This window comes from Klenkia sp. AC732, assembly GCF_979256525.1.
Genome location: NZ_CEEDOS010000008.1, coordinates 27,269 through 48,247 on the forward strand (window position 1 = coordinate 27,269; position 20,979 = coordinate 48,247).

General features: G+C 74.4%; 24 protein-coding genes and 2 tRNA genes. 22 read left to right on the top strand and 4 right to left on the bottom strand.

Annotation, left to right across the window (positions count from 1 at the left end):
• Window positions 1-17 precede the first annotated feature (17 nt).
• From AC0IVP_RS05310 to AC0IVP_RS05320, 3 genes are all read right to left on the bottom strand, one after another.
• A tRNA-Gly gene (locus AC0IVP_RS05310) sits at window positions 18-89 on the bottom strand.
• 84 nt (window positions 90-173) lie between these two features.
• Window positions 174-1,187: a CapA family protein gene (locus tag AC0IVP_RS05315; RefSeq protein WP_471755079.1), complete on the bottom strand. Its 1,014-nt coding sequence runs from the start codon at window positions 1,185-1,187 to the stop codon at window positions 174-176.
• Window positions 1,188-1,373: 186 nt separating this feature from the next.
• Entirely contained in the window at window positions 1,374-1,829 is a 456-nt protein-coding gene (locus tag AC0IVP_RS05320; RefSeq protein WP_056299456.1) for an SsgA family sporulation/cell division regulator, read from the bottom strand.
• A 136-nt stretch (window positions 1,830-1,965) separates the two neighbouring features.
• Between AC0IVP_RS05320 and AC0IVP_RS05325 the strand changes: the two genes are divergently transcribed.
• From AC0IVP_RS05325 to AC0IVP_RS05340, 4 genes are all read left to right on the top strand, one after another.
• Window positions 1,966-2,616 (top strand): sigma-70 family RNA polymerase sigma factor, encoded by a 651-nt coding sequence (locus AC0IVP_RS05325; protein ID WP_235564941.1) that lies wholly within the window; start codon window positions 1,966-1,968, stop codon window positions 2,614-2,616.
• A complete protein-coding gene (locus AC0IVP_RS05330; RefSeq protein ID WP_471755081.1) occupies window positions 2,613-3,521 on the top strand; it encodes an anti-sigma factor domain-containing protein in 909 nt (302 codons plus the stop codon). Before AC0IVP_RS05325 ends, AC0IVP_RS05330 begins: the two co-directional genes overlap by 4 nt.
• A 98-nt stretch (window positions 3,522-3,619) precedes the next feature.
• Window positions 3,620-4,018 (top strand): TIGR02611 family protein, encoded by a 399-nt coding sequence (locus AC0IVP_RS05335; protein ID WP_157519560.1) that lies wholly within the window; start codon window positions 3,620-3,622, stop codon window positions 4,016-4,018.
• A gap of 47 nt (window positions 4,019-4,065) precedes the next feature.
• Window positions 4,066-4,137 (top strand) — tRNA-Val (locus tag AC0IVP_RS05340).
• Between the two features lie 44 nt (window positions 4,138-4,181).
• Here AC0IVP_RS05340 and AC0IVP_RS05345 read toward each other — a convergent pair.
• Window positions 4,182-4,721 carry a dihydrofolate reductase family protein gene (locus tag AC0IVP_RS05345; protein WP_056299470.1) on the bottom strand — a complete coding sequence of 180 codons (540 nt, stop codon included), beginning with the start codon at window positions 4,719-4,721 and terminating at the stop codon, window positions 4,182-4,184.
• Between the two features lie 102 nt (window positions 4,722-4,823).
• Between AC0IVP_RS05345 and AC0IVP_RS05350 the strand changes: the two genes are divergently transcribed.
• The 18 genes from AC0IVP_RS05350 to AC0IVP_RS05435 all read left to right on the top strand — a co-directional run bounded on the left by AC0IVP_RS05350 (window position 4,824) and on the right by AC0IVP_RS05435 (window position 20,933).
• A complete protein-coding gene (locus AC0IVP_RS05350; RefSeq protein WP_471755083.1) occupies window positions 4,824-5,195 on the top strand; it encodes an HNH endonuclease in 372 nt (123 codons plus the stop codon).
• A gap of 10 nt (window positions 5,196-5,205) precedes the next feature.
• Window positions 5,206-5,745 carry an MOSC N-terminal beta barrel domain-containing protein gene (locus tag AC0IVP_RS05355; RefSeq protein WP_471755085.1) on the top strand — a complete coding sequence of 180 codons (540 nt, stop codon included), beginning with the start codon at window positions 5,206-5,208 and terminating at the stop codon, window positions 5,743-5,745.
• 62 nt (window positions 5,746-5,807) lie between these two features.
• Window positions 5,808-7,871, top strand: a complete 2,064-nt coding sequence (thrS, locus tag AC0IVP_RS05360) for a threonine--tRNA ligase (protein ID WP_471755087.1) — start codon at window positions 5,808-5,810, stop codon at window positions 7,869-7,871.
• Complete coding sequence (locus AC0IVP_RS05365) at window positions 7,868-8,410, top strand: HIT family protein (RefSeq protein ID WP_471755089.1); 543 nt, start codon at window positions 7,868-7,870, stop codon at window positions 8,408-8,410. The genes thrS and AC0IVP_RS05365 overlap by 4 nt, the downstream gene beginning before the upstream one ends.
• The gene (gene pgsA, locus AC0IVP_RS05370) at window positions 8,410-9,042 is read left to right on the top strand and encodes a phosphatidylinositol phosphate synthase (protein WP_056299485.1); all 633 of its coding nucleotides are present in this window, start codon (window positions 8,410-8,412) and stop codon (window positions 9,040-9,042) included. The genes AC0IVP_RS05365 and pgsA overlap by 1 nt, the downstream gene beginning before the upstream one ends.
• The gene (locus AC0IVP_RS05375) at window positions 9,039-9,953 is read left to right on the top strand and encodes a phosphatidylinositol mannoside acyltransferase (protein ID WP_471755091.1); all 915 of its coding nucleotides are present in this window, start codon (window positions 9,039-9,041) and stop codon (window positions 9,951-9,953) included. Before pgsA ends, AC0IVP_RS05375 begins: the two co-directional genes overlap by 4 nt.
• Complete coding sequence (locus tag AC0IVP_RS05380) at window positions 9,950-11,161, top strand: glycosyltransferase family 4 protein (protein ID WP_471755093.1); 1,212 nt, start codon at window positions 9,950-9,952, stop codon at window positions 11,159-11,161. The genes AC0IVP_RS05375 and AC0IVP_RS05380 overlap by 4 nt, the downstream gene beginning before the upstream one ends.
• 49 nt (window positions 11,162-11,210) lie before the next feature.
• Window positions 11,211-11,738, top strand: a complete 528-nt coding sequence (locus AC0IVP_RS05385) for a hypothetical protein (RefSeq protein ID WP_471755095.1) — start codon at window positions 11,211-11,213, stop codon at window positions 11,736-11,738.
• Window positions 11,739-11,787: 49 nt separating this feature from the next.
• Window positions 11,788-12,699 (top strand): pyridoxal 5'-phosphate synthase lyase subunit PdxS, encoded by a 912-nt coding sequence (gene pdxS / locus AC0IVP_RS05390; RefSeq protein ID WP_471755097.1) that lies wholly within the window; start codon window positions 11,788-11,790, stop codon window positions 12,697-12,699.
• Window positions 12,696-13,301 carry a pyridoxal 5'-phosphate synthase glutaminase subunit PdxT gene (pdxT, locus tag AC0IVP_RS05395; protein WP_056299499.1) on the top strand — a complete coding sequence of 202 codons (606 nt, stop codon included), beginning with the start codon at window positions 12,696-12,698 and terminating at the stop codon, window positions 13,299-13,301. The genes pdxS and pdxT overlap by 4 nt, the downstream gene beginning before the upstream one ends.
• A gap of 55 nt (window positions 13,302-13,356) precedes the next feature.
• The gene (locus AC0IVP_RS05400; protein WP_056299502.1) at window positions 13,357-14,115 is read left to right on the top strand and encodes a YebC/PmpR family DNA-binding transcriptional regulator; all 759 of its coding nucleotides are present in this window, start codon (window positions 13,357-13,359) and stop codon (window positions 14,113-14,115) included.
• Between the two features lie 78 nt (window positions 14,116-14,193).
• Window positions 14,194-14,805, top strand: coding sequence for a crossover junction endodeoxyribonuclease RuvC (ruvC, locus tag AC0IVP_RS05405; protein WP_056299504.1), 612 nt, complete (start codon window positions 14,194-14,196; stop codon window positions 14,803-14,805).
• Complete coding sequence (gene ruvA / locus AC0IVP_RS05410) at window positions 14,802-15,449, top strand: Holliday junction branch migration protein RuvA (protein ID WP_471755099.1); 648 nt, start codon at window positions 14,802-14,804, stop codon at window positions 15,447-15,449. Before ruvC ends, ruvA begins: the two co-directional genes overlap by 4 nt.
• Window positions 15,446-16,534: a Holliday junction branch migration DNA helicase RuvB gene (gene ruvB / locus AC0IVP_RS05415; RefSeq protein WP_471755101.1), complete on the top strand. Its 1,089-nt coding sequence runs from the start codon at window positions 15,446-15,448 to the stop codon at window positions 16,532-16,534. The genes ruvA and ruvB overlap by 4 nt, the downstream gene beginning before the upstream one ends.
• 154 nt (window positions 16,535-16,688) lie before the next feature.
• Window positions 16,689-17,051: a preprotein translocase subunit YajC gene (gene yajC / locus AC0IVP_RS05420; protein WP_056299516.1), complete on the top strand. Its 363-nt coding sequence runs from the start codon at window positions 16,689-16,691 to the stop codon at window positions 17,049-17,051.
• 11 nt (window positions 17,052-17,062) lie between these two features.
• Window positions 17,063-18,892: a protein translocase subunit SecD gene (secD, locus tag AC0IVP_RS05425; protein WP_471755103.1), complete on the top strand. Its 1,830-nt coding sequence runs from the start codon at window positions 17,063-17,065 to the stop codon at window positions 18,890-18,892.
• Window positions 18,889-20,343, top strand: coding sequence for a protein translocase subunit SecF (gene secF / locus AC0IVP_RS05430; protein ID WP_471755105.1), 1,455 nt, complete (start codon window positions 18,889-18,891; stop codon window positions 20,341-20,343). Before secD ends, secF begins: the two co-directional genes overlap by 4 nt.
• Window positions 20,340-20,933: an adenine phosphoribosyltransferase gene (locus tag AC0IVP_RS05435; RefSeq protein WP_471755107.1), complete on the top strand. Its 594-nt coding sequence runs from the start codon at window positions 20,340-20,342 to the stop codon at window positions 20,931-20,933. The genes secF and AC0IVP_RS05435 overlap by 4 nt, the downstream gene beginning before the upstream one ends.
• Window positions 20,934-20,979 lie beyond the last annotated feature (46 nt).

A 20,979-nucleotide genomic window follows, 5' to 3' on the forward strand; every position in this document is an offset into this window, starting at 1 on the left:
ACCAGCGCCCGGTTCCGAGCGGACGACGGGATTCGAACCCGCGACCCTCACCTTGGCAAGGTGATGCTCTACCACTGAGCCACGTCCGCAGTGCGAGGACAACACTAACCGACCCCTGGACGGGGTTTGCACCGGGGGGTCACCGGGGGGTGTCCTCAGGGTGAACTCGCAGGTCAGGGGGCTGTCCGCGGCCCGTTCGCGGGGTCGCAACGGGCCTCGGTGGGCGTCTGGGGGCCGTTCGGGGAGATCGTGGTCTGCCTCACACCTCCCAGGCGCCCGAACGGGTCGGTGGAGGCAGGGTCGAAGGCGGCCCCCACGACGGCCCCCTCCCGCACCACCAGCCGCAGCAGGCCGGTGGGTGGGGCGGTGGACTCGTCAGCCGACAGCAGGGGCCCGGGGGAGGGGGCGGCCCACGCCCGGCGGTCCCCGCTGGCCCACCACGCCCCGGCGGGGACGTCGCCGGCGCCCAGCACCACGTCGGCCCCGGCCGACACCAGGCGGTCGGTGAGCTCCCGGGTGTCTGCCGCGCAGGCCGGGCTCCCGGACAGACGGACGAGCACCACGTCGCCCCGCCGGTCGGCGACGCCCACGGTCGCGAGCACCGCGTCGGCGAGCGTCGGCGTGGCGAGTCCGGCGCCGATGCCGGCGGCGGTGGCCCCGGGCGCGAGGCCCAACCCGAGGACCGTGACGCCCTGGCCGTCGACCTCGACCCGCTGCGGGCTACCGGCCGCGGTCCCGTCCCGGCCCGCGCCCACGGGGCGCAGCCCGGCCGCCGAGAGGGCGTCCAGGGTGTCGGCTGCCGTCGCGGCGTCCGGGGTGGCGACGACGGCGACCAGGTCCACGCCGGCCGCGGCCAGGGCGGCCGCGCCGGCGGCCCCCACGGGCGTGGAGAGGTCGGCCAGGGCCAGGTCGGCGTCGGTCAGGGTCGCGCCGGCCTCGGGGAAGGGGCCCGCCGGGTCGGTGAGCAGGGGCAGCGTCCGGCCGGCGAAGGCCACGTCACCGCCGATGGCCAGGGTGAGCCCGGGCGATCCGGGCACGGGCACTGCCCCCGGCCCGGCGGCGTCGGAGCGGTCGTCCTGGCCCAGCACGGGGACGAGGACCGCGGTGGCGACCAGCAGGGCCGCACCCGTCGTCGCGGCGGGCAGCCACCGGCGGCGCGTCGTCGGGCGTGTCGCGTGTCGTCCCACGCTGCGGACGTTACGAGCCGCCCGAGGCTCGTGCGGCCTCCTGGGTGGCTGTCCGGGCGCGTGTGCGCGCCGTTGCCGCAGCGTCGTCCCGCGCTCGCGGCCGGTCAGCAGGCCGGTGGCAGGCGGTCCCGAGGCGACCGCACGGAGTCAGGCGGGTCGTACGGGGTCAGGCGGGGTCAGGCGGGGTCAGCGACCCGGGTCGGGGCCTTCGCCCTGCAGCAGGGCCAGCAGCTCGCCGTCCACACGCAGCAGCTCGGACTCGGCGCCGCGGGGGACCAGGCGCTCGGTCTCCCGCAGGAAGTCCGCCACCGCACTGCGGGACAGCTCGAACAGCGCGTGGCCCGAGGGTGCGCGCAGCTCCAGGAACAGCACGTCGACGGCGGTGCGTGCCGGCCACAGCCGGACGTCGCCCGCACCCGCGGGGTGCGACAGACCCGCGTGCAGCAGATCCCGGCCCAGCATCCACTCGACGCCGTCCTCCGCGCCCCCGGTGGGGGCCCCGACCCGGCCACCGAAGCGCACCCGGACCGCGAACGGGTCGGCGGTGTCGTACAGCAGCGTCGCGGGGACCTCGGTCCAGGACGAGGGGCCGACCAGGTGCAGCGTGGTGCGGGCCGTGCAGCCCGGCGCGGGACTCGCCATGCCAGGTCAACGACCCACCGACCCGGAGGTGACGCGATCGGGCCCGGTCGTCACGGGCCACACCTCACCCGTCCGGGGAGCCCCGCAGGCCCCGGTGAACCGCAGGGGCTCCTGCACACGAACCAGACGTGTGACCATGGGACTCGTGACCCGACCTCAGCGGCGAGCGGAGGAGGACTCCGCGGACGCCGAGCTGATCCGTCGCGTCCAGGCCGGCGACCGCGGGGCGGTCGACGACCTCTACGACAGGTTCCGTCGCCCCGCCTTCGCGCTGGCCCGCCGTGTGCTCGCCGACGACACGCTCGCCGAGGACGTCCTCCAGGACGTCTTCCTCACCGTGTGGAAGGACCCGTTCGCCTTCGACGGCGCACGCGGGTCCTTCGGCTCCTGGCTGCTGGCCATGGTCCACCACAAGGCCGTGGACGCCGTGCGTCGCGAGGAGTCCCACCGGCGCCGACAGACCCGCGCCGAGGACGACCTGCGCCTCACCGAGCCCATCGCCCAGCGCGACGTGGAGGACGAGGCGTGGACCCGGGTGGTCTCCGACCGCGTCCGAGCTGCCCTGCAGACCCTGCCGGCCCCCCAGCGCGAGGCGCTGACCCTGGCCTACTACGGCGGTTACACCCAGCGGGAGGTGGCGGCCCTGACCGACACCCCGCTGGGCACCGTCAAGACCCGCATGCTCGCCGGGATGCGCCGGCTCAAGGAGAACCTGGGCGGTGTCGTCGTCGGCACCCCGATGGGCAGCGCCCTGGGTTCCGCGTCCCTCGAGGGAGGTGCCCGATGACCGACGAGCGACCCCGCCGGGTCACCGACCACGACCGCTACGACGAGCTCGCCGTCGGCTGGGCGTTGCACGCCCTGGAGCCCGAGGACGAGTCCGCGTTCGCCGTCCACCTGGCCGGCTGCGACCGCTGCACCGCCACGGTGGCCGAGACCTCGGAGGTGATGGCGGCGATGGCCACGGACCTCCCGGTCGTCGAGCCCTCCGAGGGGCTGCGCGAGAGGCTGCGCGCCGCGGTCGAGGAGACCGAGCAGGTGCACCGCTCCGACGCCCCCGGCGCTCCCGTCGCCGACGCGCCGGCCGCGCCCCGCCCGGCCGTCCCGTCCGCTCCGCGCACCGCCGGTGGCACGGCGCGACCGGCCGACACCCGCCCCGGGTTCCTCGGCCCACGCCGTCGGCACGGGGCCCGCAGCACCGACCGCGCCGCCTGGCGTCGCGTCGTCCCCAACGCGTTGGTCGCTGCCGGGGTCGCGGCGATCCTCGCGCTGGGTGCCTGGAACGTCGTCGTCACCCAGGACCGGGACGCCGCCCGGGCCACCGCGTCGGTCCAGTCCCAGGTGATGGACTCGCTGCTGTCCCCGGGTCAGGCCACCATCGCCCCGATGGAGCACGACGGGCGGACGGTCGCCACGGTCGTCGCCCGCGACGGCCAGGCCCAGGTGGTCATCGACGGCATGACGGTCAACGACACCGCCGACAGCACCTACGTGCTCTGGGGCATGACCGACGGCGCCCCGGTGCCACTGGGCACCTTCGACGTGGTGACCGAGGGGGTGGACCTGCGCACCGTAGGGTCCGATGCGACCGGCCTGGACGACTACAGCGCCTACGGCATCAGCATCGAGGCCGGTCGACAGGCTCCGTCGGCCCCGACGGACATCGTGGCGAACGGGCAGGTGTCCAGCTGAACGGTCCCGAGACGGCGACGACCCCCTCCACCCCGCCGCCCGGTCGTCCTCCCCGCGAGACGAGCGGTGCGCGGCGGGAGAGGTACGACAACGACGACGTGCAGAGCCTGCGCGAGCGGATCGGCCGCCGTCCGTGGCGGCGCAGGATCGCCGCCAAGAAGACGCTGGACACCGCCTACCGGGTCGGCGTGGGGGTCGTCGGTGGTCTGCTGCTGGTCTTCGGGCTGGTCACCATCCCGCTGCCGGGCCCCGGCTGGCTGACCGTCATCGCGGCCCTGTTCGTGCTCGCCTCGGAGTTCACCTGGGCCGAGCGGCTGCTGGAGTTCACCAAGCGCAACGTCAAGCGGTGGACGGAGTGGTTGGGGCGTCAGCCGGTGTGGGTGCGGGTGGTCTTCGCCCTGCTCACGGCCGCGTTCGTCTACGGCGTCATCGTCGTGGTCCTGCACCTGCTCGGCGTGCCGAGCTGGGTCCCGGGGTGGGTGCCGATGTGGCGGTGACCGTCTGGCATCATGGTCATCGCACTCAGCACGACCGCACCGCAGCCGGGCGATTGGCTCAGCGGTAGAGCGCTTCGTTCACACCGAAGAGGTCACTGGTTCGATCCCAGTATCGCCCACCCGACACGGCCCCCTCCCCGACCAGGGAGGGGGCCGTTCGCGTTCAGGCGGGGCCGTAGACCAGGTGGGCGACACCGTTGCTCAGCGCCGACGCCGACAGCAGTGCGAGCGGGGTCTCGGGGCCGCCCTCGGGGAAGAGCCGGATCCCGGCGCCCACGGCCACCGGGTAGACGAAGAGGTGCAGCTCGTCGACCAGCCGGTCGGCCAGCAGGGCCCGGACCAGGGTCACGCTCCCGCTGACGTACAGGTCGCCCTCGGCGGCCAGCGCCCGGACCCGGTCGGGGTCGTAGCCCTCCAGGACGGTGGTGTGTGCCCACTCCACCGACGGGGCCTGCGAGGCCACCACGTACTTGGCGCTGTCGTTGAAGAACGGGGCCCCCGGGTCGTCCTCGACGGTGCGGGTCGACCAGGCCGGCGCGAACATCTCGAACGTCGTGCGGCCCAGCAGGATGCCGGTCGCGTCTGCGGTGAGGGCGCCGACCGCGGCGGCCAGGTCCTCGGGGAACCCGTAGGGGAACGTCCAGGTGGGCACGTCGACGACCCCGTCGACGGTGCTGAACAGGTGGACCTTGATCGCGCCCATGGGTGCTCCCGGGGTGGTGGTGGGTGACGGCTCGGTCCAGAGACTGCCGCACCGCGCCGGGCTCATCGGTTGGGCGGCGCCGGGTGGGGGAAGGGGAGGGGCGTGTCCGCCCAGCCCGATCGAGCCGCCCGGTTGGAGGCCGCGGTCGAGCGGGACGGCCCCACGTGCGTGTGGTGCGGGCGCACCTTCGACCGTTGGGTGCGGCCCACCACCGAGCACGTGGTGCCCCGGGCCCGCGGGGGACCGTCCTGGGCGGAGAACGAGGTCGCCGCGTGCAGCCGCTGCAACGCCGAGCGCGGGCACCGCGGGGCCGTCGAGTGGCTGGAGGAGTGCCGGGCGCGCGGCTGGTCCCCGGACGCCGAGCGGGTCGCCCGGGCGCTGGAGTCCCTGGCCGTCGCGGTGGCGCAGCGGGGCGGGCAGCGCCGCGCCCGGCCGCACCTGGACGCCCAGCTCCGGCGCCTGCGGGCCGGGTAGCGTCGCTGCCGTGGCCGCACGGGTGGAGGGCATCTGGGTGCACCCGGTGAAGAGCCTGGCGCCCGTGGCCACCGCCGCCGTGGAGGTGACTCGGGCCGGGCTGGCCGGCGACCGCACCCGCACCGTGGTCGACGTCGCCACCGGGGAGCGGTTGCGGGAGAAGACCGCCCCCGGCCTGGGCGCCGTCGTCCCCACCGGCGACGACGAGGCCGACGCCGCCGCGCTCACCGCTGTGCTGGGCCGCCCGGTGCGGCTGGCCGGGGCCGACGAGCCGCAGGTCATGGTGGCCGCGGTGCACCTGGTCAGCCGGCAGGCCCTGGAGCGCGCCGCCCGGGGTGACGTGCCCGCCGGGTGCTCGGCGGCCGACCCCCGGGCCAACCTGGTCCTGGACCTGCCCGGGGACGACGAGCGCGACTGGGTCGGCCGCGAGGTCGCGGTCGGCGGGGCGGTGCTGCGGGTCACCCGCACGCCCCGGCACTGCCTGGGCGTGTACGCCGAGGTCACGACGCCGGGACGGGTCTCCGTCGGGGACGCCGTCGCGCCGGTCTGACCGCTGGCGCCCGGCCACTACGCTCGCAGGAGCCCGAACACCCCGATCGTCAGGAGCCCCCTGTGTCTGCCGCGCCCGCCGAACCCGCCGTCGTCACCGTCCGGGTGCCGGCCGGGACCACGGCCACCCAGGCGCTCAAGGACGCCGGCGTCCCGCTCAAGGGCGCCGACGCCGCCGTCGTCGTCCGGGTGGACGGCGAGCTCAAGGACCTGGCCTGGGTGCCCGACGCGGACACCGACGTCGAGCCGGTCGCCGCCTCGAGTCCCGACGGCCGGGCGGTCATCCGGCACTCGACCGCCCACGTGCTGGCGCAGGCCGTGCAGGACCTGTTCCCAGGCACCCGGCTGGGCATCGGCCCGCCCGTGGAGAACGGCTTCTACTACGACGTCGACCCGGAGCGGCCCTTCACCCCCGAGGACCTGCAGGCGATCGAGAAGCGCATGCAGGCCATCGTCAAGGAGGGCCAGTTCTTCGCCCGCCGCGAGATCAGCGACGACGACGCCCGCGCCGAGCTCGCCCACGAGCCGTACAAGCTCGAGCTCATCGGCCTCAAGGGCGGTGCCGGTGAGGCGGCGGAGGGTGCCGACGTCGAGGTGGGCGGCGCCCAGCTCACCATGTACGACAACCTCGACCCCAGGTCGAAGGAGCGGGTCTGGACCGACCTGTGCCGGGGCCCGCACCTGCCCCGCACCTCGGGCATCCCGGCCTTCGCGCTGACCCGGGCAGCGGCCGCCTACTGGCGCGGCAGTGAGAAGAACCCGCAGTTGCAGCGGGTGTACGGCACCGCGTGGGAGTCCAAGGACGCGCTGAAGGCCCACCAGGAGCAGCAGGCCGAGGCCGAGCGCCGCGACCACCGCAAGCTGGGCACCGAGCTGGACCTCTTCAGCTTCCCCGACCAGGTCGGGTCCGGGCTGGCGGTGTTCCACCCCAAGGGCGGGATCATCCGGCGCGAGCTGGAGAAGTACAGCCAGCGGCGGCACGAGGAGGCCGGCTACTCCTTCGTCAACACCCCGCACATCACCAAGGGCCAGCTGTTCGAGACCTCGGGTCACCTGGACTGGTACGCCGAGGGCATGTACCCGGCGATGCAGCTGGACGAGGAGCGCGACAGCGAGGGCGTCGTCCGCAAGCAGGGGCAGGACTACTACCTCAAGCCGATGAACTGCCCGATGCACAACCTGGTCTTCGACTCCCGCGGCCGGTCCTACCGTGAGCTGCCGCTGCGGCTGTTCGAGTTCGGCACCGTGTACCGCTACGAGAAGTCCGGGGTCGTGCACGGGCTGACCCGGGCCCGCGGGTTCACCCAGGACGACGCGCACATCTACTGCACCCCCGAGCAGATGGCCGGTGAGCTCAAGGCGCTGCTGGACTTCGTGCTGGGCCTGCTGGCCGACTACGGCCTCAGCGACTTCTACCTGGAGCTGTCCACCCGGAACCCGGAGAAGTCCGTGGGCACCGACGAGAGCTGGGAGCGGGCCACCGAGGCGCTGCGCCAGGCCGCCGTCGACTCCGGCCTGGAGCTGGTCCCGGACCCGGGCGGCGCCGCCTTCTACGGCCCGAAGGTCTCGGTGCAGGCCAAGGACGCCATCGGGCGCACCTGGCAGATGTCGACCATCCAGGTCGACTTCAACCTGCCCGAGCGCTTCGGCCTGGAGTACACCGCCGCCGACGGCTCCCGGCAGCGACCGGTGATGCTGCACCGGGCGCTGTTCGGCTCGATCGAGCGGTTCTTCGGCGTCCTCACCGAGCACTACGCCGGTGCCTTCCCGGCCTGGCTCGCCCCGGTGCAGGTCGTCGGCATCCCGATCACCGACGAGCAGGTGCCCTACCTGACCGAGGTCGCCACCCGGCTGCGGGCCCGGGGCCTGCGGGTCGAGGTCGACGACTCCGACGACCGCATGCAGAAGAAGATCCGCACCGCCTCCAAGCAGAAGGTGCCCTTCGTGCTCATCGCCGGCGCCACCGACGCCGAGGCCGGTGCGGTGTCCTTCCGCTACCGCGACGGCAGCCAGCGCAACGGGGTGCCCGTCGACGAGGCCGTCGAGGCGATCGCGGACTGGGTGGCCCAGCGCCGCAACGACGACCCGACCGCCCCCGTGGCGGAGTCGGTCGAGAGCACCGCGTGAACCCCGACGAGGGCGGGCCCACGACGGTCTTCGAGCAGCTGTGGACGCCCTACCGGATGGCCTACATCAAGGGCGAGGGCAAGCCCACCGGTGACCACGACTGCCCGTTCTGCCTGATCCCGGCGATGACCGACGAGGACGGCCTGGTGGTGGCCCGCGGCGAGACCGTCTTCGTGGTCCTCAACCTGTTCCCCTACAACGCCGGGCACCTGATGGTGGTGCCCTACCGGCACGTGGCCGACTACACCGACCTGACGACGGGCGAGGTCGCCGAGCTGGGTGACCTCACCCAGACGGCGATGCGGGTCGTCCGCGAGGTCAGTGGGGCCCACGGCTTCAACATCGGGATGAACCAGGGCTCGGTCGCCGGCGCCGGCATCGCCGACCACCTGCACCAGCACGCGGTGCCGCGCTGGGGTGGGGACACGAACTTCATGCCGGTCCTCGGTCTCACCCGGGTGCTGCCGCAGGTGCTGGGGGAGACCCGGCAGCTGCTGGCCGACGCCTGGCCCACCCCGCCCGCCCCCGAGGCCGGCTGATGCTGGGGGTCAACCTGCGCCCGGCCGTGGCCCGGGTCTGGGCACCCGTCGTCCGGACGCTGCTCGCGGCCGGCGTCACCGCCGACGCGGTGACGGTCGTGGGCACCGTCGGCGCGGTCGTGTCGGCGGTGTTCGTCATCGGCAACGGGGTGCTCTTCTGGGGTGCCTTCGCGGTGACGGTGTTCGTGCTGCTGGACATGCTGGACGGCGCCCTTGCCCGGGCGCGCGGCGGCGGGTCGGTGTTCGGCGCGGTGCTGGACTCCACCGGCGACCGGGCCGCCGATGCCGCGGTCTTCGCCGGGCTGGTGTGGTGGTTCTCCGGCGAGGGCGACAACCGGATGGTCGTGTGGCTGTCGCTGACCTGCCTGGTGCTCGGCGTGCTGACCTCCTACGTCAAGGCCCGGGCCGAGGGCATGGGCCTGACCTGCGACGTCGGCCTGGTCGAGCGCACCGAGCGGCTGATCCTCATCCTGGTCGGCACCGGGTTCACCGGTCTGGGCATCCCCTACGCCCTGCAGGTCTGCCTGTGGCTGCTGCTCATCGGCTCCACGATCACCGTCGGCCAGCGGTTCGCGACGGTCTACCAGCAGTCCCGCGGCCAGGCGCTCCCGGTCACCCCGCCCACCCCGTGAGCCGCGTCGACATCGCGCGCGAGCGGCTGGTCGACGCCGGGTACGCGGCCGGCTGGGGCGCGGTCAAGGCGCTGCCCGAGCCGGTCGCACGGGCGGTGTTCGACCGGGCCGGGACCTGGGCCGCGGGGCGGCAGGGCCGGGGCGTCCGCCAGCTGCGGGCCAACCTGGCCGTCGTCACCGGGCTGGGCGGCACCGAGCTGGACACGCTCACCGCCGACGGGCTGCGGTCCTACGCCCGGTACTGGATGGAGGCCTTCCGGCTGCCCACCCTGGGCGTGCCCCGGCTGCTGGCCGGCACCACCGTCGTGGGCACCGAGCACCTGGAGGCCGCCCGGGACGCCGGGCGACCCGTCGTCCTGGCACTGCCGCACAGCGGCAACTGGGACGCCGCGGGTGTCTGGTTCGTCGACTGGCTCGGCGGGCCGTTCATGACCGTGGCCGAACGGCTGCGCCCCGAGCAGCTCTACGAGCGGTTCCTGGCCTACCGGGAGTCCCTGGGGTTCCGGGTGGTCCCGTTGACCGGCGGGGAGCGGCCCAGCTCGACGCTGCTCAAGGAGTGGCTGGGCGCCGGGCGATCGGCGTGCCTGCTGGTCGACCGCGACCTGTCCGCCTCCGGCATCCCGGTCACCTTCTTCGACCGCCCGACCACCATGCCCGGGGGGCCGGCGCTGCTGGCGGCGCAGACCGGCGCGGCCCTGCTGCCGGCCGTCTCGCACTTCGACGGGACGGGGTGGCGGCACACCGTGCACCCCGAGGTCGACGTGCACGGCCCGGGCCGGCTGCGCGACCGGGTGCACGCCGGCATGCAGGGCGTCGCGGACGCCTTCGCCGTCAGCATCGCCGAGCGCCCGGTGGACTGGCACCAGCTGGGCCGGATCTGGGCCGACGTCCGCCCGGAGCCGGCCCGGTGAGGATCGGCCTGGTCTGCCCCTACCAGTGGGACGTGCCCGGCGGCGTCCAGTACCACGTGCGGGACCTCGCGCAGACCCTGCGCGGGATGGGCCACGAGGTCGAGGTGCTGACCCCGGCCGAGCACGAGGACAACGTGCCCGACGAGCACGTCACCTGGGCCGGGCGGGCCAACCCGGTGCCCTACAACGGCTCGATGGCCAGCTGGCAGTTCGGCCCCGTCTCGGCCGGCCGGGTCCGGCGCTGGCTCCGGGACGGGCGCTTCGACGTCGTCCACGTGCACGAGCCGGCGCCGCCGTCGGTGTCGCTGCTGGTGTGCGTGCTGGCCCGCGGGCCGATCGTGGCGACCTACCACGCGGCGGCGACCCGGTCGCTGTTCCTCTCCGCCTGGGGCCCGGTGGTCCGGCCGTGGCTGGAGAAGATCTCCGGGCGGATCGCGGTCTCGGACTTCGCCCGCCGGCTGCAGGTCGAGCACCTCGGGGGGGACGCCGTCGTCATCCCCAACGGGGTGCACGTGGGCGCCTTCGCCGAGGGGCCGTCGCTGCCCGGGTACGCCCGGGGGAGCGGTGCCCCGACCGTGGGGTTCCTGGGCCGCTACGACGAGCCGCGCAAGGGCCTGCCGGTGCTGCTGGAGGCCATGCGCACCGTCGTCCGGGAGTGTCCGGGAGCCCGGCTGCTGGTCGCCGGCCGCGGGGACCCCGACGAGCTGCACGCGCTGCTGGGCCCCGACCTCGAGCCGTCGGTGACGCTGCTGGGCGAGCTGGCCGAGGCCGACAAGGCGGCGTTCCTGCGCTCGGTGGACGTGTACTGCGCACCCAACCTGATGGGCGAGAGCTTCGGCATCGTGCTGGTGGAGGCGATGGCCGCCGGTGCCCCCGTGGTCGCCGCGGACCTGGACGCCTTCGCCCGGGTGCTGGAGGACGGCACCGCCGGGGTGCTGGTCCGCCGCGGGGACGCCACCGCGCTGGCCCGGGAGCTCATCGCGCTGCTCGCCGACCCCGAGCGGCGGGCCGCGCTCGCCGCCGCCGGGCACCGCCGGGCCGCCGACTACGACTGGACGACGCTGGCCGGGCAGATCCTCGCCGTCTACGAGACGGTGGCCCCACCCGGGGCGGCCGTCGTCACCACCGAGGACGACGACGACCTGCCGGCGGCACCCCCGACGGACCGCTTCCTGCCGCGCTGGCTGCGGCGCAGCACCGAGGCCTGACCAGCGGGTCCGCCCGTGGGCCGGGCGGGCGGAGGTAGCGTCCTGACACGTGACGTCGACGAGCTGGACCCTGCTGCTCGTCGGCGTGGCGCTGGTCCTGCTGCTGGCCTGGGTCGGGTTCACCCTGACCCGGTTGCGCCGGCTGGACCGCCGGGTGCGCCGGGCGTGGGACGTGCTGGACGCCGCGCTGGCCCGGCGCTGCGAGCTCGTCGCCGGCATCGCGCGGGACCGGGCCCAGGAGCTGGGCGCAGACCCCACCGCCGCCCTGGCTGCCGCGGTCGCGGCCTGCCGCCGGCCCGCGGGCGGTGACCGGGAGGTCGCCGAGAACCGGCTGGGCCGGGTGCTGCGCGAGCTGCCGGGCGCCGTCCGCGCCCCGGAGCTCGACGACGCCGGGTGGCGGGTCGGGCTGGCCCGCCGCTTCTACAACGACGCCGTCCGGGACACCCGCGCGCTGCGGCGCCGGCCCGGGGTCCGGGTGCTGCGGCTGCACGCCGCCCGGCCGCTGCCCCGGTTCTTCGACATCGACGACGGCCTGGACGCCGTCGTGGGCACCGCGGGCCCGGCGGACCGGCACTGACACGTGCCTACGATGGGTGCCCACAACCCTCCTGACTTGAGGCCGCACCGTGTCTGAGCACGTCGAGAACAGCACCCCCGCCGGCACCGGCACCGACCGCGTCAAGCGCGGCATGGCCGAGCAGCTCAAGGGCGGCGTCATCATGGACGTCGTCGACGCCGCACAGGCCCGGATCGCCGAGGACGCCGGCGCCGTGGCCGTCATGGCCCTGGAGCGGGTGCCCGCCGACATCCGCGCGCAGGGCGGCATCGCCCGGATGAGCGACCCGGACATGATCGACGGCATCATCGCCGCGGTGTCCATCCCGGTGATGGCCAAGGCCCGGATCGGGCACTTCGTCGAGGCGCGCGTGCTGGAGAGCCTGGGCGTGGACTACATCGACGAGTCCGAGGTGCTGAGCCCGGCCGACGAGGCGCACCACATCGTCAAGAGCGACTTCACCGTGCCCTTCGTGTGCGGTGCCACCGACCTGGGCGAGGCGCTGCGGCGCATCTCCGAGGGCGCGGCGATGATCCGCTCCAAGGGCGAGGCCGGCACCGGCAACGTCGTCGAGGCCACCCGGCACATGCGCTCGATCCGCGCCGGCATCCGCCGGCTGTCGACCCTGGACGAGACCGAGCTGTACGTGGCGGCCAAGGAGCTGCGCGCCCCCCACGACCTGGTCCTCGAGGTCGCCCGCACCGGCAAGCTCCCGACCGTGCTGTTCACCGCCGGCGGCATCGCCACCCCCGCGGACGCGGCGATGATGATGCAGCTGGGCGCCGACGGTGTCTTCGTCGGCTCGGGCATCTTCAAGTCCGGCGACCCGGCGCAGCGCGCGGCCGCCATCGTGCAGGCCACGACCTTCCACGACGACCCGTCGGTCATCGCCAAGGTCAGCCGCGGGCTGGGCGAGGCCATGGTCGGCATCAACATCTCCACGCTCCCGGCCGACCAGCGGTTCGCCGACCGCGGCTGGTGAGCGCACCCCGCATCGGGGTCCTCGCGTTGCAGGGCGACGTCCGGGAGCACCGCGCCGTGCTCGAGGCGCAGGGCGCCCGGACGTCGCCCGTCCGGCGACCGGAGGAGCTCGAGGGCCTGGACGGCCTCGTGCTCCCGGGCGGTGAGTCCACGACCATCGCCAAGCTCGCCCACCGGTGGGGACTGCTGGAGCCGCTGCGCGCCGCCGTCCGCGGTGGGCTGCCGGCGTACGGCTCGTGCGCCGGGATGATCCTGCTCGCCGACCGGTTGCTGGACGCCCCGGAGGACCAGCAGACCATCGGCGGGCTCGACGTCACCGTGCGGCGCAACGCCTTCGGTCGGCAGGTCGACAGCTTCGAGTCCGAGGTCGACGTCGCCGGTGTCCCCGGCGGCCCGGTGCACGCGGTCTTCATCCGCGCGCCCTGGGTCGAGGAGGCCGGAGCGGGCGTGCAGGTCCTCGGCCGGGTCTGCGGTGGACCGGCCGACGGTAGGATCGTCGCGGTCCGCCAGGGCAGCGTCGTCGCCACCAGCTTCCACCCGGAGCTCACCGGTGACACCCGGCTGCACCGGCTCTTCGTCGAGCTGGTGCGCGCCGCCGCCTGAGCGGAGGAGACGTGTGGACGGCGCCGACGACGGCGCCACCAGGTGAGGAGCAGCGATGAGCGGCCATTCCAAGTGGGCGACGACCAAGCACAAGAAGGCTGGCATCGACGCCAAGCGGAGCAAGCTCTTCGCGAAGCTGATCAAGAACATCGAGGTCGCGGCGCGCACCGGCGGCGGTGACGTGCAGGGCAACCCGACGCTCTTCGACGCCGTCCAGCGCGCCAAGAAGTCCTCCGTCCCGATCGACAACATCAACCGGGCGGTCAAGCGTGGCGCGGGCCTGGAGGCCGGTGGCGTCGAGTACCAGGGCATCACCTACGAGGGCTACGCCGCCGGCGGTGTCGCGGTGCTCATCGAGTGCCTCACCGACAACAAGAACCGCTCGGCCATGGAGGTCCGCACCGCCATGACCCGCAACGGTGGTTCGATGGCCGACCCCGGCTCGGTGTCCTACATGTTCAGCCGCAAGGGCGTCGTGGTCGTGCCCTCGACCGGCACCAGCGAGGACGCCGTCATGGAGGCCGTGCTGGACGCCGGCGCCGAGGAGGTGCGCGACCTCGGGGACACCTTCGAGGTGGTCAGCGAGCCCACCGACCTGGTCGCCGTCCGCACGGCGCTGCAGGACGCCGGCATCGACTACGACTCCGCCGAGGCCGCCTTCGTGCCCAGCGTGCAGGTCGAGCTCGACGAGGACGCCGCGGGCAAGGTCTTCCGGCTCATCGACGCCCTCGAGGACTGCGACGACGTGCAGAACGTCTACGCCAACTACGACGTGTCCGACGACGTCATGGAGAAGATCGCCGCCGACGCCTGAGCGGCGCGCCGCGCCGCGCTGGGGGTCGGACCCGGTTAGCGTTCCTCGAACACCTGTTCGCAGACGGAGGGGCTCCCAGTGCGCGTGCTCGGCATCGACCCGGGGCTGACCCGGTGTGGCTGGGGCGTCGTCGACGGCCGGCCCGGGCAGCGGCCCACCGCCGTCGGGGTCGGGGTGGTGCGCAGTGACGCGGACCTGGCGATCGAGCTGCGGCTGCTGGAGCTGCACACCGCGGTGACGGCACTGGTCCGCGAGCACCAGCCCGACGTGGTCGCGATCGAGCGGGTCTTCCACCAGAACAACAAGGGCACCGCCACCGGCACCGCGCAGGCCGCGGGGGTGGCCGCACTGGCCGCCGCGCAGGCCAGCCGGCCGGTCGCCTGGCACACGCCCAGCGAGGTCAAGGCGGCGATCTCCGGCAACGGCCGGGCCGACAAGGAGCAGGTCACGATCATGGTCACCCGGGTGCTGGGCCTCACCGAGGCGCCCCGACCCGCCGATGCCGCCGACGCGCTGGCGCTGGCGGTCTGCCACGTCTGGCGCGGGCCGACCCAGGACCGGCTGCGGGTCGCCGCGCTGGCCTCGGGTGCCGGGGTCGGGCAGGTCGTGGAGAAGCTGTCCACCGCCCCCCGGCCCGCGGTCCGGCAGAGCCGCTGGCAGGGCATCGGCAGTGGTGGGGTGTACCGGTGATCGCCAGCGTCGCGGGCCGGGTCGCCGCCGTCTCCCCGGACGGTGCCGTGGTCGAGGTGGGCGGGATCGGGCTGGCCGTGCAGTGCACCCCCGGCACCATCGCCCGACTGCAGGTGGGGGAGGACGCCCGGCTGAGCACCAGCCTGGTCGTCCGGGAGGACTCCCTCACCCTCTACGGCTTCGCCGACGACGACGAGCGGCAGCTCTTCGAGCTGCTGCAGACCGCCAACGGCGTCGGCCCCCGACTGGCCCAGGCCGTGCTGGCCATCCACCCCCCGCGCGAGGTGCGCCGCGCCGTCACCACCGGGGACCTCAAGTCCCTGATGCAGGTGCCCGGCATCGGCAAGAAGGGCGCCGAGCGCCTGGTGCTGGAGCTGCGCGACCGGCTCGGGGTGGGGTCCGGGGACGTCAGCCTGGATGCCGCCACCGCCGCCGCGGGGGCCACCGGGCTGTCGGTGACCCCGGTGGCGCCGTGGCGTGACCAGCTGACCACGGCCCTGGTCGGGCTGGGCTGGAGCGTCCGGGAGGCCGACGGCGCGCTGGCCAAGCTGGCACCGGTCGCCGAGGAGCAGGTCGCCGACACCGGCAGCGTCGACGTCGCGGTCCTGCTCCGGCAGGCGTTGCGGATGCTGGGCCGGGCGTGACCGAGCCGACCTCGGACGCGAGCGCATGGGCCGGTGACGAGGAGCGCGTCGTCGAGTCCGCGCTGCGGCCGCACTCGCTGGCCGAGTTCGTCGGGCAGCCGAAGGTCGCCCGTCAGCTGGACCTGGTCCTGGAGGGTGCCAAGCGACGGGGGCGGCCACCGGACCACGTGCTGCTGTCCGGCCCGCCGGGGCTGGGGAAGACCTCGCTGGCGCTGATCATCGGCTCCGAGCTCGGCACCTCGGTCAAGATCACCTCCGGACCGGCGATCGAGCGCTCGGGCGACCTGGCGGCGATGCTGAGCAACCTCGCCGAGGGCGACGTGCTCTTCATCGACGAGATCCACCGGATCGCCCGCCCGGCCGAGGAACTGCTCTACATGGCGATGGAGGACTTCCGGGTCGACGTCGTCGTCGGCAAGGGGCCCGGTGCCACCGCGATCCCGCTGGAGATCGCGCCCTTCACCCTGGTCGGGGCCACCACCCGCGCCGGCCTGCTCACCGGGCCGCTGCGTGACCGCTTCGGCTTCGTCGGGCAGATGGAGTTCTACGACACCGCCGACCTGCAGAAGGTGCTGACCCGCTCGGCTGACCTGCTCGGCGTGCAGATCGACCCGGACGGCTCGGCGGAGATCGCCAGCCGGTCCCGGGGCACCCCTCGGATCGCCAACCGCCTGCTGCGCCGGGTGCGCGACTACGCCGAGGTCCGGGCCGACGGCCGGGTCACCGAGGCCGTGGCCCGGGCCGCGCTGGCGCTGTACGACGTCGACGAGCTGGGCCTGGACCGGCTGGACCGCGAGGTGTTGCACGCGCTGGTCGTGAAGTTCGGCGGCGGCCCCGTCGGGGTGGCCACGCTGGCCGTGTCCGTGGGGGAGGAGCCGCACACCGTCGAGGAGGTGTGCGAGCCCTTCCTGGTGCGCGCCGGGCTGCTGGCCCGCACCCCTCGGGGGCGGGTCGCCACCGAGGCCGCGTGGCGGCACCTGGACCTGCCGGTGCCGCAGGGTGTCTGGCTGACGGGTGGGGCCGGTGGGGGCGCGAACGACCCGCCGTCGGACCGCGCGTCGTCGCCCACGCTCTTCGACGCCTAGACTCGTCCGCGCTGGTGCGCAACCCGACGTGGGTTCTGCGCGCCCTGCGCCGGTCGCGCCCCCCGGGCGGACCGCACCCGACGTACCCGAGTGACTGCCACCGTGCGGTCACGATGACCGCGCGAACGTGGCGCGGTGGAGAGGCACGACAACCGTGGAGCAGTTCTTCCCGCTCATCCTGCTGGTGCTGGCCTTCGCACTGCTCATCGTGCTGCCGGCCCGCCAGCGCAAGAAGATGGCCGCCAACGCGCAGGCCCTGCAGGAGAAGCTGACCGTGGGCACCCCGGTCATGCTCACCAGCGGCCTGCACGGCACCGTCGCCGGTCTCGGAGAGGGCACCGTGGACGTCGAGATCGCCCCCGGCGTCGTCGCCACCTTCGCCCGCCCGGCGATCATGGAGGTCCGCACGCCCGACGGTGCGGTCCTCGACGCCGCCGCCGGCGAGGTCGTGCCCCCCACGGCCGAGCGTCAGGGCATCGTCGACGGCGACGGCGACCCCTCCGACCGCAACCGCTGAGGCGCCGCACCGTGGCCGCTCGCCAGCTCCCCGCCGCCCGCTACTTCGGGGCCTTCGTCCTGATCGTCGCGGTCATGTACGGGTTGATCTTCGCCACCGGCACCCAGCGCACCCCGCAGCTGGGTCTGGACCTCCGGGGCGGCACGACCGTCACGCTCACCGCCCAGGTGCCGGGCGGGGGGACCCCCAGCCGGGAGGACCTCGAGCTGGCACGGCAGATCATCGAGCAGCGGGTGAACGGCCTGGGTGTCGCCGAGGCCGAGGTGGTCACCGAGGGCGACTCCAACATCGTCATCTCGGTCCCCGGTGAGGACGGCGACCAGGCCCGCGAGCTCGGGCAGACCGCCCAGCTGCGGTTCCGCCCGGTGCTGCAGGGCCCCGAGCCCGCCGGCGTGACGCCGACGGAGGTCCCCGCGACCACCGACCCGGCGACCACCGACCCGGCGACCACCGACCCGGCCACGACGGACCCGGCCACCACGGACCCGGCCACGACGGACCCCGCGACGACGGAGCCGGCGGCGCCGACCTCGGGTGCTGCCCCGGACTCGTTCGCCCCCGACTTCTTCGCCCCCGAGACGACCGACCCGGCCGCACCGACGACGGACCCCGCCGTGACCGACCCGGCCGTGACCGACCCGGCCGCGACCGACCCGGCCGCGACCGACCCGGCCGCGACCGACCCGTCCACCGCGGTCCCCGAAGCCCCCGGCGCCGTCACCCAGGAGCAGGCCGCAGCCGAGTTCGCCACGCTGACCTGCGAGCCCGACGGGGTCGACCGCGAGGTCGACGCCGCCGACGACTTCGTCGCCGCGTGCTCGGAGGACGGCACCGCCAAGTACCTGCTCGGTCCGCAGATCATCTCCGGCACCGACATCGCCGACGCGAGCGCCGGCACCCAGCAGGCCACCGGCGAGTGGATCGTGCTGCTGGACTTCCGGGGCGAGGCCGCTGCCACCTGGGCCGCCTACACCGCCGCCAACACCGGCAGCGCCGTGGCGTTCACCCTCGACGGGAACGTCGTGTCCGCCCCGACCATCCAGGGCGCGATCAACGGCCAGACGACGATCACCGGTCAGTTCGACCAGGAGACCGCGACCACGCTGGCCAACCAGCTGAAGTACGGCGCGCTGCCGCTGACCTTCACCCAGGCCACCGCGCAGACCATCACCACCGAGCTGGGCGGTGAGCAGCTGCAAGCCGGGCTCATCGCCGGGGCCATCGGCGTCGCGCTGGTGTTCCTCTACGCGCTGCTCTACTACCGCGCCCTGGGTCTGGTGATGATCGCCAGCCTCGTGCTGTCCGCGGTCGTCGTCTACGCCAGCCTGGTGCTGCTGGGCCGGGAGATCGGGTTCACCCTGAGCCTGGCCGGCATCGCCGGGTTCATCGTCAGCATCGGCATCACCGCGGACTCCTTCGTCGTGTACTTCGAGCGGCTCAAGGACGAGATCCGCGAGGGCCGCACGCTGCGCAGCGCCGTCCCCCGGGCCTGGGTCCGGGCCCGCCGGACGATCCTGTCCGCCGACGCGGTCAGCTTCCTGGCCGCCGCGATCCTCTACGTCCTGGCCATCGGCGACGTGAAGGGCTTCGCGTTCACCCTGGGTCTGTCCACGGTGCTCGACCTGATCGTGGTCTTCCTCTTCACGCACCCGCTGATGGCGGTGCTGTCCCGGTTCCGGAGCTTCGGCAGCAGCCGCTTCTCCGGGCTCGGCGCCGTCGACGTCACCCGTCGTCCGGCTGCCGCGCCCCGACCGGGGCAGCGCCCCGGTCGCCTGGCCACCGCGGGCAGCGGCACGAGCACGGGCGCCACCGCGTCCGGCACCGACAGGAGCGACCGATGACCGGCACCCCCCGCGACGGCGACGACGCGACCGACCTGGGCCGCGACGCCGTCGTGCCGGACCCCGAGCGCACCCCCGGGTCTGCCACCTCGCCCCTGGACGACGCCGACGGCGACGGCCGGGACGACGCCACCGAGTCCGCCGAGGAGGTCCGGGCCGACGCGGCCGCGGACGCCGACGACGAGGCGCTCGCCGAGGCCGCCCTCCCGGCCGAGGGCGACACCCCGGAGGAGGTCGCGGCGGTGCGGGCGGCGCCGAGGAAGGCGTCCCTCGCGCACCGGTTGTACAACGGCGAGGTCGGTCTGGACGTCGTCGGGCGCAGCCGGTTCTGGTACAAGGTCACCGCCGTGGTCGTGCTGGTCTGTGTCGCCTCGATGGTGTTCCGGGGCTTCAACTTCGGCATCGACTTCGAGGGCGGCAACAGCTTCCGGGTGCCCGCCTCGACGTCCCAGCTGGCCGAGATCCGGGAGGCCGCCGAGGAGGCGGGCGCCGACGTCTCGACCGCGCAGGTGGTCGGTGGCAACACGGTGCTGCTGCGCACCGGGGCCCTGGACAACGCCGCCGAGGCCACCGTCGTGACGGCGATCGCCGACGCCGCCGGGGTCAGCGACTCCCAGGTGAGCCCGGAGTCGGTCAGCGCCGACTGGGGTCGGGACATCACCGACCAGGCGCTGATCGCGCTGCTGGTCTTCCTGGCCGCCGTCGTGCTCTTCCTGGCGATCCGGTTCCAGCCGAAGATGGCGGTCGGTGCGATGGCCGCCCTCGCCCACGACATCGTGCTGACCGCCGGCGTCTACTCCCTGGTCGGCTTCGAGGTCACCCCCTCCACCGTCATCGGGTTCCTCACCATCCTCGGGTTCAGCCTGTACGACACCGTCGTCGTCTTCGACAAGGTCGACGAGAACGTCAAGGACCTGGAGAAGGGCGCCCGGATGACCTGGGGCGAGGCGGCCAACCTCGCGGTCAACCAGACGCTCATGCGGTCGATCAACACCTCGGTCATCGCACTGCTGCCGGTGCTGGGCCTGCTGGTCGTCGGCGTCGGTCTGCTCGGCGTCGGCACGCTGCAGGACCTCGCGCTGGTGCTCACCGTCGGCCTGGCCGCCGGCACCTACAGCTCGATCTTCCTGGCCACGCCGGTGCTCGCCGACCTCAAGGAGCGCGAGCCCGGCGTCCAGGCCCTGCGCAAGCGGGTCCTGGCCCGGCGGGCCTCCGACGCCCGGCAGGCCGCCCAGGCCGGAGGCGCACCCGTCACCGCCGGGCCGGTCGCCAGTGCCCGCCGGTCCCGGCCGGCTGCCACCGGGGTCGCGGTGGCCGACCGGGAGGAGCTCCCGGCGCGGCCCGAGGCCGTCGAGCAGGTCGAGTCGCCGTCCTCGGTGACCCGCACGGTCGCCGCCCCCCGCCCGGGGGCCCGACCGGCCACCCGGCCGCAGGGCAAGAAGCGCCGGTGACCTCCCTGGACACCGCCGGTGAGCTGCCGCTCGACGAGCTCATCGCCTCCATCGCCGTCGACGTCCCGGACTTCCCCGAGCCCGGTGTCGTCTTCCGTGACCTGACCCCGGTCTTCGCCGACCCGCGGGCCTTCCGCCGGGTCGTCGACGCCCTGGCGCAGACCCCGGTCCAGGAGGACCCCCGCGCGGCCGCACTGGCCGACGGTGCCGGGGACGTCGGGTTCGACGTCGTCGTCGGGGTGGAGGCGCGCGGGTTCCTGCTGGCCGCCGCCGTCGCCCTGGACGCCGGCACCGGGGTGGTGCCCGTCCGCAAGGCGGGCAAGCTGCCGCGTGAGCGGGTGTCGGCCGACTACGTGCTGGAGTACGGCACGGCCACCCTGGAGCTGCACACCGACTCCATCCGGCCCGGCCAGCGGGTGCTGGTCGTGGACGACGTGCTGGCCACCGGCGGCACCCTGGAGGCGGCCATCTCGCTCGTCGAGCAGCTCGGTGGGGTGGTGACGGCGGTCAGCGTCGTCGTCGAGCTGCCGGTCCTCGGTGGCCGGGAGCGACTGCGCCCGCACACGGTGCACGCACTCTGGACCACCTGACGCCCAGCTCACCCTCCCGAGCGGGGCCGGCGTCCTGCTGCCTGGC

Excerpts from the sequence above, each read along its gene's own strand:
- AC0IVP_RS05320 (WP_056299456.1), bottom strand. The coding sequence starts at position 1,829 with ATGGCGAGTCCCGCGCCGGGCTGCACGGCCCGCACCACGCTGCACCTG.
- AC0IVP_RS05325 (WP_235564941.1), top strand. The coding sequence starts at position 1,966 with ATGGGACTCGTGACCCGACCTCAGCGGCGAGCGGAGGAGGACTCCGCG.
- AC0IVP_RS05330 (WP_471755081.1), top strand. The coding sequence starts at position 2,613 with ATGACCGACGAGCGACCCCGCCGGGTCACCGACCACGACCGCTACGAC.
- AC0IVP_RS05345 (WP_056299470.1), bottom strand. The coding sequence starts at position 4,721 with ATGGGCGCGATCAAGGTCCACCTGTTCAGCACCGTCGACGGGGTCGTC.
- pgsA (WP_056299485.1), top strand. The coding sequence starts at position 8,410 with ATGCTGGGGGTCAACCTGCGCCCGGCCGTGGCCCGGGTCTGGGCACCC.
- AC0IVP_RS05400 (WP_056299502.1), top strand. The coding sequence starts at position 13,357 with ATGAGCGGCCATTCCAAGTGGGCGACGACCAAGCACAAGAAGGCTGGC.
- secF (WP_471755105.1), top strand. The coding sequence starts at position 18,889 with ATGACCGGCACCCCCCGCGACGGCGACGACGCGACCGACCTGGGCCGC.